Origin of the sequence: Agromyces tardus (assembly GCF_003710805.1) — a bacterium.
In the GTDB taxonomy this organism is placed as follows: domain Bacteria; phylum Actinomycetota; class Actinomycetes; order Actinomycetales; family Microbacteriaceae; genus Agromyces; species Agromyces tardus.
Window position 1 is genome coordinate 69466 of sequence record NZ_RHHB01000011.1, and the last position, 14353, is coordinate 83818.

Below are 14353 nucleotides of genomic sequence, written 5' to 3' on the forward strand. Positions count from 1 at the left end.
TCAGTCGGCGGCGCGACTCGCGCCGCCGACCCGCCTCCGCTCGCCGGCCGTCGAGCGGGGCAGACGGAGCGCCACCACCACCGCGGCGACGGCAGCGACCGCGGCGGCGACCGGCTGCAGCACCGGCATCGCGAATCCGGCCACCGCCGCGACCGGCACCGCGATCGCGTACGTGGTGCCCGGGATGCGCAACGCGGGCGTCGCCGCGATGCCCGCCCCCAGCAGGGCGGCACCCGACATGAACAGGATGAGCCCGGCGATCGCCGTGCCGATGAGGGGGAGACCGTAGACGTCGTCGTTCACCGCCCGCGCGACGCTCTCATGCCCGGCGAGCCAGGCCCGTCCGATGGCCGGCTGGGCGAACGCCGCCGCGGCGAAGATCGACGTCAGCAGCACGTTGCCGACCGTGAAGAGGGCCGTGCCCGAGACGGCCCGGCGCCGGCCCCTGCCGCCGACGAGGTGGGCGAGAGCGGCGTCGGCACCGAGAATGCCGAGGGCCGCGCCGACGATGCTCGCCACCAGATGGCCGGCCAGGAAGAGGGGCGAGGTGACGTAGTCCGCGTAGCCGCCGAAGTCCGACGCCGGGTCGGGCTGATGGGTGATCGTGGACACCGCCAGAAGGCCCGCGTGCAGCGGGAGGAGCCAGAGGGCCGCTCGCGCCCACGGGCCCGGGCCGATCCGTTCGGGGATGCCGGTTCCGCCCCTGCGGTCGATGCGGTCGCGGTTCATGCCGGCTCCCCTGCTGACGCGGCGTCGAGCGCCGCTGCGCGCGGGCTGCCCGCAGGGCGGATCGCGCGGGGCAGGAGCAACCAGGCGGCGACGGCTGCGGCCGCCGCGAACCCCGCCGCGACGCGGAACGCCTGCCCCAGGTCCGAGGTCAGCGCGCCGGTGTCGACGACGCCCGTCCCTGCCGCCACCGCGGCGAGCACCGCGAGGCCGATCGCGCCGCCGACCTGCTGGGAGGTGTTGTAGAAGCCCGCGGCGACACCCGACCGCTCGAGCGGCACGTTGCTCGTGGCCGACACGGTGCCGGCGACGAAGGCGAGTCCGAAGCCGATGCCGGTGACCAGCTGCGGCAGGAGCAGGTCGGCGACGAAGGACGACTGCGGGGCGAGGTCGGAGGTCCACGCCAACCCGGCGGCCGCGACGAGGAGGCCGGCGGCCAGCGGCATCCGCACGCCGAACTTCGCGATGATGCGGTGCGACAGGCCGTTGAAGACCACGAGCATGGCCACCGTGGGGATGACCGCGAGACCCGCGCCCACCGGGCCGTACCCGCGCACGGCCTGGAGGTAGACGGTGAGCAGGAACCACATGGGCATCATCGCCATGGCGCTGAGCAGCACCGTGAGGTTGGCGCCGCGAAGGCCGCGAACGCGGAACAGCGACGGAGGGAGGAGCGGGTCGGCGGCGCGTCGCTCGATCGTCGCGAACAGGCCGAGCAGGGCCGCTGCGGCCGCCAGCGGAAGGAGGGCGCGGGCCGACAGCCATCCGCTCTCCGAGACGCCGATGAGCCCGTACACGAGGGCCAGCACGGCGCCGGTCGCCGTGGCCGCTCCGCCGAGGTCGAGCGAGAGCCGCCCGGCGCGCGCCGCCGCGGCGGGGAGTCGTCGGAGCGCGCCGGCGACGATGAGGATCCCCATCGGCACGTTGATCCAGAGGATCGCGGGCCAGCCCCAGGCTTCGGTGAGGAGTCCGCCGAGGATGGACCCCGACGCACCCCCGAGACCGGCCGCCGCGCCCATCGTGCCCAGCGCGCGGTTCCGCCCGGGCCCGGGGGCGAAGATCGCCATCACGAGGGCCATGGCGGCCGGCGCCGTGAGCGCGGCTCCGACGCCCTGGACGGCCCGGGCTGCGACCAGGGCCTCGGGGGCCTGGGCGAGGGCGCCGGCCACGGAGGCCGCCGCGAACACGGCGACCCCGGCGACGAACACCCGCCGCGCACCGGCCACGTCGGCCAGCCGGCCGCCGAAGAGCAGGAGACCGCCGAACAGCAGGGCGTAGGCGTTGACCACCCAGGTGATCCCCTGCGGGCTGAAGCCGAGGTCGGCCTGCATCGAGGGAAGGGCGACGTTGACGATCGCGGAGTCCAGCACCAGCAGGAACTGGGTGGCCGCGAGCAGGACGAGGGCCAGGCGGGTCGGTCGGGCCGGCCCCGAGACGGGTGGACGGTTCATGGTGCGCTCCGGTTGATCTGATAAATACACGGACTGTGTAGTTATCGAACGACACACCCTGATAAGTTATTCCGGGAAGGAGGCCACGAGTGGAGCCCCAGAACGCTCGGAGCCGACGCACGTACGCGGCGATCCTCGAGGCCGCGCGCGCGATCGTCGAGGAGCGCGGTGTGTCCGACCTGACGATGGGCGCCGTGGCCGAGCGAGCCGGCGTCACCCGGCGGTCGGTCTACCTCCGCTTCGACTCGCGCACCCGTCTGCTCACCGCCCTGTTCGACCACGTCAACGAGCAGGAGGGCCTCGCCGCGTCGCTCCGGCCCGTGCACGAGGCACCCGATGCCGCCGCCGCCCTCACCGCCTGGGCTGCGCACGTCGCCCGCTTCCACCCGCGCATCGCCCGCGTCGCCCGAGCCGTGCACGCCGTGACGGAGCACGACGCGGATGCCGCCGAGCACTGGCGGCTCGTGCAGGCCGACTGGCGCCGGCTGTGCCGGGAACTGGCCGAGCGGACTCGTGGCGAAGGGCGGCTCGCCGCGGGCTGGACGGTGGAGACGATGGCCGACATGCTCCAGGCGCTGATGTCGTTCGACGTGCTCGAGACGCTCGTCGGCCTGCACGGCTGGACCGGCGATGCCTCCGCGTCGCACCTCGCGCGGTTGGCGCACTCGACCTTTCTGCGGCCGTGACGGCCCGCTTCGACCATCACGGCACGCTCGGGCGCGTCATCCGCGTCGCGCGACGGCACGCTCCTCGGCGAGCTGCCCCACGACTCACGCGTGAGGAAGGACCGGGCGCTTCCGGTAGCTCCGGACCAGCAGGTAGGCACTGACGAGGAACGCCCAGCCCGGGAAGATCAACGTGGCCCACAGGCTGAGCGACACCACCACGAGGAGCACGGCGGCCAGGGCGTAGGTGACCAGCGACATCCACTTCGGCAGCGCCCCGGTACGCAGCCACAGCGTGCCGAGGGAGATCATGAACACGCCGGCCATGCGCAGCGCGTACACGTTGCTGATCTGCAGCATCACGGCGCGCGCGAAGGCGAAGGCGGTGGTCTCCGGCTCGCCGCCCACGTCGACCGTCGCGAGGAGCGCCCCGGCGATGGCGGCCGCGACGAAGACCATGGCCAGGAAGAGGATGCCGCTGCCGAGGAACACCGAGGAGAAGAGCTTGTCCTCGCCCTCGCCGAACGTGTCGCGGAGCACCCCGAGGAACCACAGGAACGCGATCCCTGCGAACGGCATGATGCTGACCGCGAGCGTGATCCTCGTCGCCCCGTCGCCGCGCCAGTCCGCCTCCGCGGCGAGCGACCCCGGGAGCGCGGAGCGCAGCAGCACCAGGCTCGTCGCGAACAGCACCGCGAACAGCACGCCGGCGACGGCCGCCGCGCGCGGCGAGGCCAGGCGCCTTATGGCGGGCCGCTCCATCGCGTCGCTCATGCCGGAAGGCTAGCGAGCGATCGCCGCGGCGATAGGGTCATCCGGCCCGACGGGCGGCGACGGCCTTGGCCACCTCGAACCACGCGACCCCGGCGAATCCGGCGATCATCGCGACGACCCAGTCGAGCGGCTCGAGCGGACCGAGGCCGAACGCGTCGCGGAACGCGGGCACGAGCAGGAGCGCGGCGAGGAGCCCGGTCGCGCCGAGGAGGATCCACTTGAGGGTGCGGTTGCGACGTTCGCGGAAGGTGCGCCAGATGGGCAGACGCCACGATCGGTTCACGAGGATGAGGGCGAGGTTGCCGATCACGAGCGTTGCGAACGTGACCGACCGCACGACCTCGTCGGGCCGGCCGTCGAACACGGCCCAGAGGTAGACCGCGAGCACCGCGGCGAGCGCCGACAGTCCCTGCACCACCGCGATGGTGAGGACGCGCGCGCCGAACAGCGGTTCGCCGAGGCCGCGCGGCGATTGCTCCATGATGTCGGGGTCGGCCTGCTCGGCCTCGAACACGATGGAGCACGCGGGATCGATGATGAGCTCGATGAACGCGATGAGCGCGGGCAGCAGCACGAGCGGCCACTCGACGACGAACACCGGGATGAGCGACATGCCCACGATCGGCACGTGCACGGCGATGATGTACGCCATCGCCTTGCGCAGGTTGTCGAAGATGCCGCGACCCTGCCGGATGCCGCCCGCGATCGACGCGAAGTCGTCGTCGGTGATGACGAGCGCCGCCGATTCGCGGGCGACATCCGTGCCCCGTGCGCCCATCGCGATGCCGATGTCGGCCGCGCGCAGGGCGGGAGCGTCGTTGACGCCGTCGCCCGTCATGCCCACGACCTCGTCGTCGGCCTGCAGCGCGCGCACGAGTCGCAGCTTCTGGTCGGGCACCATGCGCGCGAACACGCTCACGGTGCGGATGCGGCGGGCCAGCTCCTCGTCGCCCAGCTCCGCCAGCTCGGGGCCCGTGATCACCCCGCCGGCGCTGTCGAGGCCGATCTCCCGGGCGATCGCGAGCGCCGTGCCGGGGTAGTCGCCCGTGATCATGACCGTGCGCACGCCCGCGCGCGCGAGCTCGGCGACGGCCTCGCCGACCCCCGCCCGCACGGGGTCGTGGAGGCCCGCGAGCCCCACGAACTCGAAGTCGAAGTCGTGCTGCCCGGGCGGCAGCGCCTCGCCCCCGGCGAAGGTCGCCCGCGCGACGCCGAGCACGCGCAGTCCGGCGGATGTCGCGGCGTCGACCTGCCGGCGCAGGGACGCCATCGCGTCGGCGTCGAAATGGCACAGATCGGCGATCGCCTCCGGCGCCCCCTTCGCCGCGACGACGTAGTCGGCGCCGTCGGGCGATCGCCACACGTGCGCGAGCGCCAGCAGCTGCTCGGAGAGCGGGTACTCGCGCACGAGCTCCCAGCCCGGATGCAGGTGCTCCGTGCCCGCGAGCGCGCGGCCGCCGAGCGCCGTGAACGCCGTGTCCATGGGGTCGAAGGGGTCGACCGGGGAGGCGAGCACGGCGTACTCCGCGACCTCGTGGAACTCCTCGGGCAGCGGCGCCCCGGGCTCGACGACGTGGGTGCGCCCGCCGACCGTGAACTCGCGCACGGTCATCCGGTTCATCGTGAGCGTGCCGGTCTTGTCGACGCAGACGACCGTCGCCGAGCCGAGCGTCTCGATGACGGGCGGGCGGCGCGTGAGCACGTGGCGCTGCGACATCCGCCACGCCCCGAGTGCGAGGAAGACCGTGAGCACCACCGGGAACTCCTCGGGGAGCATGGCCATCGCCGTGGCGATGCCGGCGAGCACGCCCTCGAGCCACACCCCTCGAGTCAGGCCGTAGATCACGGCCACGGCCACGGCGGCGAGCACCCCCAGCACGGCGATGACGCGCACGAGGCGGTCGATCTCGCGCTGGAGCGGCGTCGGCCCCTCCTCGATGGTGCGCAGCGCCGTGCCGATGCGACCGAGCTCGGTGTTCGACCCGGTGCCCTTCGCCAGGGCGATGGCGCGGCCCTTGACCACCAAGGTGCCCGAGTAGACCCACGGCGTGGCGTCGCCGCCGGGCGGCCCCATCGTCGCGGCGTCGGGCGGGCCGTCGACGCGCGTCTTGCGCACCGGCACCGACTCGCCCGTGAGTGCCGACTCGTCGACCGAGAGGTTGGCCGCCTCGGCGAGCGCGGCGTCGGCGGGCACGCGGTCGCCCTCGACGAGCACGATGACGTCGCCGCGCACGACCTCGCGGCCAGGGATGCGCAGCTGCCGCCCGTCGCGCACGACGAGCGCTCGTGGGGACGACAGGTCGCGCAGCGCCGAGAGGGCGTTCTCGGTCTTGTGCTCCTGGTAGATCGAGATGGTGATCACCACCACGACGAACGACATCAGGATGGCGCCGTCGAGCGGTTCGGCCAGTGCGAAGTTCACGGTGCCCGCGATCAGGAGCAGCAGGATCATCGGCTGGCGCACCACCGCCCACGCCTGCTGCAGGAGGTTGCGCGGCTTCGCCGTCGCCAGCTCATTGGGCCCGTCGGTCGCCAGCCGGCGCTCCGCCTCCGCGCTGGACAGGCCGCGCAGCTCGAGGAGCGGGGTGGTGTCGGGGGTCGGGCTCATGGGACCTTCCTGGTTCGAGCGGTCGGGGTGACGGGCAGCCGCCTACAGGTCCATCCGGATGCCGCGCCGGTGCGCCCACCACGCGACCGCCGACAGCACCGCGAGGATGACCGCGAGTTGCGCGGCCGCGAGCCAGTACGGCGCCCCGACGTACCACCACGCCACCGGCGGCACCACGACGATCGCGAGGATCACGAGATGGAGCACGTAGAGCGCGAGGGCGTTCTCGCCCCACCAGCAGAAGAACCCCGGGCGCTGCGCGACGACGCGAGACGCGAGGTCGAAGGCGAGAAAGACCAGGGCGCTGATCGCCAGGGTGACGAGCACGTAGCTGAGCGAGACGCGCACCTTGCTCACCGGCACGAGCACGGCCGCGATCGTCGCCGCGACCACCAGCAGCGCGCAGCAGATGCCGTACGGGCGAAGTCCCGACCGCCACACGTCGGCCACCGCGGTCGACATGAGCAGCAGCGCACCCCACGAGAGCGCGCCGAACAACCCGCCCTGCACCGAATGCAGCACGGACGGGAGCATGAACGCGTCGAGCGCCACCTGGTAGCCCCACAGGACCAGCAGTCCCACGCCGAAGCGGGCCCAGGCGGGCAGCCGGATGGCGGGCAGGCAGATCAGTCCGGCGACCCCGATGGCCTGCAGCACGCCCCAGTCGGTCGGCTGGGCGGCGAACGTCGTCGCGCCCGCCGCGATGATCGCGCCGATGCCGATGAGTGCCAGGTACCGCACCACGAAGTGGCGGACCGCGGGGGCGGTGCCCCGCCGCATCCGTCGCGCGAATGACGGCCCGTAGTTCAGGCCGATCACGAAGACGAACGCCGGGGCGACGGTGTCGGCGATCGTGAGGCCGATGTCGGGGGCGTGCTTGAGGAACGCCGGCACCACCTCGACGCCGGCGAGGTGGTCCCCGCCGACCATGAGGATGACGAGCACGCCGCGCAGGCGGTCGATGGAGAGGATCCGAGGCTCGGCCGCGGTGTTCCCGGGCGCTCGGGCGGCCTCGGGCGGTCGCGCATCCGCACCCGGCTCGTCTCGCGTCCCGGGTCGCATGCCGCTCACGGTACCCCCGCCCCACCGGGCCCGGCAGGTCGAAAGGCCGGTGTCAAGGGCCTTCTCACGCGGTGGTCGAGCGCATAGCTTGGGCCACTGCGCCGCCGACACCCCGAGCGCGGACGCACGCGGGCAGGACCGCCCGCGCACCCGATGTTGTTGCCCCGATCCCGCCGTCACGCCACCACTGCGACGCGGATCGGGGTGGAGGAATCGTGAGCCCATCCCACCCCCGTCCCCCGGTCGTCACCCGGACGATGCGCGCACTCGCCCGCACACCGCGCGCGACCTACGCCGCGGTCGTCGCACCGGTCGCGCTCCTGCTCGTCGCTGTCGCCCTGCAGCCGTGGCTGCCGCCGAGCCACCTCCTGCGCGACAGCCAGGTGGTCGCCATCGCCCACGGCAGCCCGCACGCCGCCTACGGGCTCGTCTCCAACCTGGGCATCCTCGTCATGGCCCTCACGAGCGGTGCCGCACTCCTCGGCTGGATCGCCCTGCGGGCGACCCCGGGGCGGATGCGGTCGCTGCTGGGAGGCGCCGGCCTGCTCAGCCTGGCCGTCGTCCTCGACGACCTGCTGCTCCTGCACGAGACGTTCACGTTCGCGACGTGGGCGCGACTCGCGTTCATCGTCGCGTACGCCGGCGCGTTCGCGTGGTTCCTCGTGCGGTTCCGCGCCCTGATCGAGCAGCGGCTCGACCTCGGGCTGCTCGTCCTCGCCGGTGCCGCACTCGGCTCGTCGCTGCTCGTCGACGCGGCACTGGAGGCCACGCAGCTCTCCGTGCTCGTCGAGGACGGCGCCAAGCTCCTGGGCTTCGTGGCGTGGTCGGCGTTCGTGGTGCGTGCGGCGCTGGTCGCGCCGGGTGCGCGAGCGGATGCCGCCGGCGGCGCGCCGCCCACCGGTCTCGACGCTCCCACGACCGCCGCCACGCGGCATCCGTCGACGCACCCCTCCGCTCGGGCGGCGCCGGACGCGCTCCACGCACGCACCTGAGCGGCGCGCGTCAACGGCGCGACGAGGAGGCGCAACGAGTCTCAGGACGGCGTTCCGCCGTCGGCGGGCGCGACCGGCTCGGGCGCGCGTTCGGCGAAGTGCCGTCGCCGGCGCGACATCGTGGCGGGCGCCGACTCCGCCGCGGCGGGGTGCTCGGCCGCATGCCCCTCGTACCAGCGGTGGTAGAGCGCGACGAACGGCACCGACGTGAGCCCGTGCAGCACGACGCTCAGGGCGACGGTGACGAGCACGGTCGTGAGCACCACCTCGCTGTCGGGGATGCCGCGCTCCACCGCGAGCAGGACGAACACGAGCGAGGCGAGGCCGCGGGGACCGAACCATCCCAGGAACGCGACCGTCGGACGACCCACCCGCTCCCCGGCGAACGCGATCGCGACCGGGAGCATGCGCACGACGGTGAGGCTCAGCGCGGCGTAGAGCACGACCTGCCAGGTGAGGTACGGGATCGCGAGGGTCAGCATCAGCGCGCCGAAGCCGATCCACGTCACCGCCGCGAGGAAGCCGCCCGTCTCCTCGGTGAGGAGGGTGACGATCGAGCCGCGGGCGCCCGAGACGCTGCCGAACGCGAGTCCGCCGACGAAGGCGGCGATGAAGCCGCTGCCCCCCAGCGCGAGCGCGATCGTGTACGCCGCGAGCGCCACCGCGAGCGGCACGATCTGCCGCCACTCGTGGCCGATCCAACCGCGACGTTCGGCGGCGCGGAAGAGGAGGCCGCCCGCGATGCCCGCGACGAGGCCGCCCGTGAGCCCCCAGCCGATCTGCGCCGCCATGTTCCCGACGACGGCAGCGGCCGGCTGCGTCTCGAGGTCGGCGTTCGCGATCTCGAGCGCGACGAGGAAGAACGGAACCGCGAGGCCGTCGTTGAGGCCGCTCTCGACGTCGAGCGCCTGCCGCACGCGGGCCGGCACCGCCGGGTCGGTGACGACCTTCTGGCCGAGCGCGGCATCCGTCGATGCGAGCATCGTCGCGAGGAGCACGACGGAGGCCAGGGGCATGCCGGGGAACGCGAGCGCGCCGGCGCCCACCCCGGCGATCATCGTGAGGGGCAGGCCGATGAACAGCAGGCGGCTCGGCCACCCGAAGCCCTGTCGGAGCGATCGCAGGTCGAGCCGGCTGGCGTCGCTGAACAGGAGGAGCACGAGCGCGATCTCCGCCACCCGCTCGGCCGTCGCCGACTCGACCGAGATGTCGAGCCAGCCGAGCGCCGACCCGCCCACCACGAGTCCCGCGGCGGAGAGGAACAACGCCGACGTGATGCCCCGCCGGTCGAGCGGCGCGGAGCACACGCTCCATACGATGATGATCGCCAGGATCGTCGTCGCTGCGACCATGAGGCCCCCGCTCTCGATCGTGCGTCCCGCCTCGGGCGGGCCCACCGCAATCGTAGGGAGCGCACGGGTCGAGCTCAGGGACCTCCGACCCGAGCGGGCGGGAACGTCAGCGCGGCCCGCGGCGGCGGTGGCGGCCCGCCGTCCACGCGAGGTAGGCGCCGAGCGTTCCGATGACGCCGAGGCCCGTGCCGAGCATCGCCCCCTCCCACGAGCGCCACCTCCGCTCGCGCGTGACCACGTTGCCGACGCCCGTGATGAGCGCGGCGCTGATCATGCCGGCCACGAGGCGATTGCCGATGCGCTCGGCGCGGCCCATGAGCGGCTCGAGCTCGGCGGCGCGCAGGTGCACCTGGATGCCGGAGGTGTCGGCGACGTCGACGACCCGGCGCAGGACGCCGGGGAACTCGAGTGCGAGCTCGCCGAGGTCGCTGGAGGCGCGGGCGATGCGTCGCGCCAGCACCGACGCGCTGAGCCGCTCGCGCGCGAGCCGCTGGGCGTACGGCTCGAGCGCCTCGCCGAGCCGGAAGTCGGGATCGAGCCGCACCGCGAGCCCCTCGATCATGACGAGGGACTTGAAGATGAGCGCCATCTCCCTCGGCAGGCGCAGGCGGTTGTCGCGCAGGATCACGAACAGCTCGGCGATCATGCGCGCGAAGGGCGTCTCGCGCAGCGAGTGGAGGCGGTACCGGGCGAGGAACGCCGTGAGGTCCGCACGCAGGGCGTCGCGGTCGACGGGCACCGAGCCGACCGAGATGCCCATGAGCGCCTTCGCGACCAGGTCGGCGTTGCCCCGCACGATCCCGATGAAGACGTTGCTGAGGTGCCCCCGCAGCTCCTCGCCGACCTCGCCCACCATCCCGAAGTCGATGAGCGCGATCGAGCCGTCGTCGTGGATGAACAGGTTGCCGGGGTGCAGGTCGGCGTGGAAGAAGCGGTCCTCGAAGGTCATCTTGAGCACGATGTCCGCGCCGCGCCGGGCGAGGGCCTTCCGGTCGACGCCGGCGGCGTCGAGGGCGGCGGCGTCGCCCACGTTGGCGCCGCTCATGCGCTCGAGCGTGAGCACGCGCGAGGTCGTGAAGTCCCAGAACACGCGGGGGATCTGCACGTCGGGCTCGAACTCGAAGTCCTCGGCGAACCGCTCGGCGTTGCGTCCCTCCTGCAGGTAGTCGAGCTCGGCCCGGATGGTCTGCGCGAACTCGTCGGCGAGCCCGGGCGCGTCGTAGTCGCGGGCGAGGTCCCACACCCGGCTCGCGCGGATCGCGAGGTTCTGCAGGATCTCGAGGTCCTGCTGCACCTGGGCGACGGCGCCGGGGCGGCGCACCTTGACCACCACCTCGGTGCCGTCGTGGAGCGTGGCGGTGTGGGCCTGGCCGATCGACGCGGATGCCAGGGGGCGGTCTTCGAACGACCGGAACAGCTCCTCGGGCTCGGCGCCGAGTTCCTGCCGGATCACCTCGCGGATCTGCTCGATCGCGACGGGCGGAGCCGCGTCCTGGAGCTTGGCGAGCTCGTCGACGTACGCCTGCGGAAGCAGGTCGGAACGGGTGGAGAGCACCTGGCCGAGCTTGATGAAGGTCGGTCCGAGCTCCTCGAGCGCGAGGCGGACGTGCTCGGGCGGCGCGACGGCATCGGCGGCCGGCCCGGAATCCTGCCCCGCTCCGGACTGCCCCCGACGGAACGGGTTGAGGCGCCCGGCGCCGATGAGGCCCGCGAAGAAGCCGAGGCTGTGGCGGCGCAGGGTCGCGGAGATCTGGCGGTAGCGCGCGGCGTGACCGGAGTCGGCACGGCCTGGGCTCATGTGTGCTCCCTCACTCGGTCGACCACCCGCAAGATCGCGTCCGCGACGAGCACGGGCTGCTCCTGGTGGACATTGTGCCCGCTGTTCGTGTGCGTGAGGTGCTCGGCACCCGGTGCGAGCCGTGCGAGCCCCGCCTGGCTCTCGGCCTGCGCGGCATCCACCACGGAACCGAAGTCCGCGGGCACCTCGGGCGGGAACGCGCCCGACGCGACGAGCTCGGCGACGACGGGCGCCAGCGACCGGCCGGCGGAAATGACCGACAGGGGGAGCGCGGGCAGGGGTGGCGCGGCACGGACCTGGGCGAAGCTCCCCGTCACATCCACCTGCTCGAGGTCGGGGTACTCGATGAGGCTCTCCGCGATGTCGCCCGCGAGCAGCTGGAGCTGGATCGTCCACTGCTCGGGGGTCTCGGCGTCCTGCAGCCCGGGCGACAGCGCATCGACGAGCACCAGCCCCGAGACTTCCGCGGGGTGATCCGCGGCGTACAGCCGCGCCGCGAGGCCGCCCGCCGAGTGACCGACGAGGACGAATGGTCCCGTCTCCCCCGCCGACCGCAGCAGCGCACGGAGATCGTCGACCATGGCGCCCGCCGTCGTGGGCTGCGGTGCGGGATCGCTGCGGCTGAAGCTGTCGCCCACGGGCGTTCCGGGCCGATCGTAGGCGCACACGCGGGTCTGCTCGGCCAGCTGGGCGAACACGGGCACGGGTTCGTCGTCGTTCACGGTGATGGACCAGTCCGCGGCCGAGCCCCGCTGACCCGAGATGAGGATCACGGTCGGCGCGCCGCTGCCGCGGCACTCGAGGTACATCCGCCGGCCGTCGCCGATGTCGAACGTGCCGGCGATGTCGGCCCGCGGGGTCGCGGCGGCGGATGCCGTTTCGTCGGGCGGGTTCGGATCCGGCGCGCCGGCGCACGCGGCGAGCACGAGCGCCATGACGACCGCCGGGAGCGCACCGACCCGGGGCGAGCGGATGCCGCGCCGCCGGCCCGGCCGTCGCTCGGGCAGGGGAGGCTGCTGCATGGCCGTGCTCCCCTCCGGATCCCGGGGGGCGGACCGGGCCCGTCGGGTGCACCGACCCCGGATCCACTCTCAACGTACACCCGGGCCGCGGCGCGTCATCCGCCCGCAGCAGCCGTCGTCAGCGCGCGTTCTCGCGCACGGCCACGGGCTCGGAGCCCGGCGCGCGTCGGCCGAACACCCACGACCGGTAGGCGACGAAGCGGAAGGCAGAGCCGGCGAGCAGGCCGATCACGTTCGCCGAGACGTTGTCGGCGAGCCGCGAGGTGAGCCCGAGCGCGTAGTGGCTGAATCCGAGGCACGCGAGCGAGATCGCGCTGCCCGCGAGGCTCACGAGCGCGAACTCGACGGCCTCCCGCGCCGCGTCGGGGCGCCGTTCGTCGCGGAACGTGAGCGTGCGGTTCCCGATCCAGTTCGCCGCGATCGCCACGGTCGTCGAGATCGCCTTGGCGACCATCGGCCCGCCTGCCACGTGCGACGAGAGCACCGACGCCGTGAGCAGGTTGAAGATGCCGACGTCGAGCACGAACCCGACGCCGCCGATCGCCGCGAAGGTCACGAGCTGGCGCCCCAGGCGCAACCGCTCACGCATGCGCGCGCTCCTGGGCTGCGGATGCCGCGGGGCGGGCGCCGGATGCCGCGGGGCGGGCGCCGCGCGACATCCGCGCCGGAAGCGAAGCGAGCCCCCACCGGCCCACCCGCAGCATCGCCTCGAGCACGATGGCCCCGCTCATCTTGGAGCGCCCGAGCGCCCGCTCGACGAACGTGATCGGCACCTCGACGATGCGCAGGCCCGCCTCCTCGGCCTGCCAGAGCAGCTCGACCTGGAAGCTGTACCCCTGGCTGCGGAGCTCGGCCGGCCGTAACCGCTCGAGGGCCCCGGCCCGGAACGCGCGATATCCACCGGTCACGTCCCGCTGCGGGAGCCCGAGCGCGAGCCGCGCGTAGGCGCTGCCGCCGAGCGAGATCAGGCGTCGGTGCAGGGGCCAGCCGACCACCTCGCCGCCGTCGACCCAGCGCGACCCCACCACGACATCGGCACGATCGAGCCCGGCGAGCAGGCGCGGGAGCTGCTCGGGGAGGTGCGACCCGTCGGCGTCCATCTCGACGAGCACGTCGTAGCCGCGCTCGAGCGCCCACGCGAAGCCGGCGCGATACGCCGCGCCGAGGCCGTCCTTCGAGTGCCGGTGCAGCACGTGCACGAGCGGATCGGCGGTGGCGAGCTCGTCGGCGAGCAGGCCCGTGCCGTCGGGCGAGTCGTCGTCGACGACGAGGAGCTCCACCTCCGGCGCCGCCTCGCGGAGTCGCGCTGCCACGCCGCCGAGGTTGGCGCGCTCGTCGTACGTGGGCATGATCACGATCGTGCGGGTCATGATCCCTCCTTCACCAGCTCGTAGACGACGGTGCGATGCACGGGGATGGCCTGCTCGACCGTGTAGCCGAGCGAGCGGAGCACCGCGACATCCGTCGAGTCGGAGCCGCTCTCGACGGCCCAGACGCGCGCATGCGCCTCGACCCGGTCGGCCACGGCCGGCAGCGGGGCGACGGCGTCCCACAGCACGGTGCGCGATGCCAGCGGGCGCCGCAGGGCCACGTCGTCGAGACCCGCGAACTGCCCCGGGTAGAGGTCGAGGGAGAGGCGCGGCCGGCGCGACGGCTTCGTCGACTGGTCGAACACGATGGCGTCGCCCGGCGAGGCGTTCGCCGCGACGACCGCAGCCGCCTGCCGGAAATCGGCGCCGTGGTCCTTCGCGTAGGGCCCCCGCTGCGCGAGGTAGCCGGGCGTCGCTGCGCCGAGGATGACGGCCAGGCCGAGCAGCGGCACGAGCGTCGCCGGCGGCACCGCCCGGCGCCCTCCGACGGCGCCGGGGCGGGACGCGACGGGCGCGGCGGACGCGGCGAGCGC

At 73.6% G+C, this 14353-nt stretch carries 12 protein-coding genes and 1 pseudogene; 2 read left to right on the top strand and 11 right to left on the bottom strand.

The annotated features are described in order from the left end of the window. Entirely contained in the window at positions 1-729 is a 729-nt protein-coding gene (locus tag EDM22_RS08460; protein WP_122936627.1) for a hypothetical protein, read from the bottom strand. After that, the gene (locus tag EDM22_RS08465) at positions 726-2177 is read right to left on the bottom strand and encodes an MFS transporter (RefSeq protein WP_122936628.1); all 1452 of its coding nucleotides are present in this window, start codon (positions 2175-2177) and stop codon (positions 726-728) included. Before EDM22_RS08465 ends, EDM22_RS08460 begins: the two co-directional genes overlap by 4 nt. 89 nt (positions 2178-2266) lie before the next feature. Between EDM22_RS08465 and EDM22_RS19510 the strand changes: the two genes are divergently transcribed. Further along, positions 2267-2863 carry a TetR/AcrR family transcriptional regulator gene (locus tag EDM22_RS19510; protein ID WP_170964069.1) on the top strand — a complete coding sequence of 199 codons (597 nt, stop codon included), beginning with the start codon at positions 2267-2269 and terminating at the stop codon, positions 2861-2863. An 84-nt stretch (positions 2864-2947) separates the two neighbouring features. On the opposite strand, the gene EDM22_RS08475 is transcribed toward EDM22_RS19510, so the two are convergent. Genes EDM22_RS08475 through EDM22_RS08485 form a run of 3 tightly spaced genes read right to left on the bottom strand, consistent with a single transcriptional unit; the run spans position 2948 to position 7286 of the window. Next, complete coding sequence (locus tag EDM22_RS08475) at positions 2948-3616, bottom strand: hypothetical protein (RefSeq protein ID WP_122936629.1); 669 nt, start codon at positions 3614-3616, stop codon at positions 2948-2950. Positions 3617-3653: 37 nt separating this feature from the next. Next, positions 3654-6224 carry a cation-translocating P-type ATPase gene (locus EDM22_RS08480; RefSeq protein WP_122936630.1) on the bottom strand — a complete coding sequence of 857 codons (2571 nt, stop codon included), beginning with the start codon at positions 6222-6224 and terminating at the stop codon, positions 3654-3656. Between the two features lie 42 nt (positions 6225-6266). Then, positions 6267-7286, bottom strand: coding sequence for a heparan-alpha-glucosaminide N-acetyltransferase domain-containing protein (locus tag EDM22_RS08485; RefSeq protein WP_170964070.1), 1020 nt, complete (start codon positions 7284-7286; stop codon positions 6267-6269). 257 nt (positions 7287-7543) lie between these two features. Here EDM22_RS08485 and EDM22_RS08490 point away from each other — a divergent pair, with 257 nt between their 5' ends. After that, entirely contained in the window at positions 7544-8278 is a 735-nt protein-coding gene (locus tag EDM22_RS08490; protein ID WP_122936632.1) for a hypothetical protein, read from the top strand. A 41-nt stretch (positions 8279-8319) separates the two neighbouring features. On the opposite strand, the gene EDM22_RS08495 is transcribed toward EDM22_RS08490, so the two are convergent. The 6 genes and pseudogenes from EDM22_RS08495 to EDM22_RS19515 all read right to left on the bottom strand — a co-directional run. Beyond that, the gene (locus EDM22_RS08495; protein ID WP_122936633.1) at positions 8320-9675 is read right to left on the bottom strand and encodes a cation:proton antiporter; all 1356 of its coding nucleotides are present in this window, start codon (positions 9673-9675) and stop codon (positions 8320-8322) included. A 61-nt stretch (positions 9676-9736) separates the two neighbouring features. Further along, positions 9737-11428 (bottom strand): ABC1 kinase family protein, encoded by a 1692-nt coding sequence (locus tag EDM22_RS08500; protein WP_122936634.1) that lies wholly within the window; start codon positions 11426-11428, stop codon positions 9737-9739. Further along, a complete protein-coding gene (locus EDM22_RS08505) occupies positions 11425-12450 on the bottom strand; it encodes an alpha/beta fold hydrolase (protein ID WP_122936635.1) in 1026 nt (341 codons plus the stop codon). Before EDM22_RS08505 ends, EDM22_RS08500 begins: the two co-directional genes overlap by 4 nt. Before the next feature lie 118 nt (positions 12451-12568). Then, entirely contained in the window at positions 12569-13039 is a 471-nt protein-coding gene (locus tag EDM22_RS08510) for a GtrA family protein (RefSeq protein ID WP_122936636.1), read from the bottom strand. Continuing rightward, positions 13032-13820, bottom strand: coding sequence for a polyprenol monophosphomannose synthase (locus tag EDM22_RS08515; RefSeq protein WP_122936637.1), 789 nt, complete (start codon positions 13818-13820; stop codon positions 13032-13034). Before EDM22_RS08515 ends, EDM22_RS08510 begins: the two co-directional genes overlap by 8 nt. Further along, a pseudogene (locus EDM22_RS19515) lies at positions 13817-14353 on the bottom strand (hypothetical protein); the annotation flags it as partial. The pseudogene EDM22_RS19515 and the gene EDM22_RS08515, both read right to left, overlap by 4 nt.

Coding starts and splice junctions, on each gene's coding strand:
- EDM22_RS08480 (WP_122936630.1), bottom strand. CDS start 6,224: ATGAGCCCGACCCCCGACACCACCCCGCTCCTCGAGCTGCGCGGCCTG.
- EDM22_RS08490 (WP_122936632.1), top strand. CDS start 7,544: ATGCGCGCACTCGCCCGCACACCGCGCGCGACCTACGCCGCGGTCGTC.
- EDM22_RS08515 (WP_122936637.1), bottom strand. CDS start 13,820: ATGACCCGCACGATCGTGATCATGCCCACGTACGACGAGCGCGCCAAC.
- EDM22_RS08500 (WP_122936634.1), bottom strand. CDS start 11,428: ATGAGCCCAGGCCGTGCCGACTCCGGTCACGCCGCGCGCTACCGCCAG.
- EDM22_RS08475 (WP_122936629.1), bottom strand. CDS start 3,616: ATGAGCGACGCGATGGAGCGGCCCGCCATAAGGCGCCTGGCCTCGCCG.
- EDM22_RS08485 (WP_170964070.1), bottom strand. CDS start 7,286: ATGCGACCCGGGACGCGAGACGAGCCGGGTGCGGATGCGCGACCGCCC.
- EDM22_RS08505 (WP_122936635.1), bottom strand. CDS start 12,450: ATGCAGCAGCCTCCCCTGCCCGAGCGACGGCCGGGCCGGCGGCGCGGC.
- EDM22_RS08510 (WP_122936636.1), bottom strand. CDS start 13,039: ATGCGTGAGCGGTTGCGCCTGGGGCGCCAGCTCGTGACCTTCGCGGCG.
- EDM22_RS08460 (WP_122936627.1), bottom strand. CDS start 729: ATGAACCGCGACCGCATCGACCGCAGGGGCGGAACCGGCATCCCCGAA.
- EDM22_RS08465 (WP_122936628.1), bottom strand. CDS start 2,177: ATGAACCGTCCACCCGTCTCGGGGCCGGCCCGACCGACCCGCCTGGCC.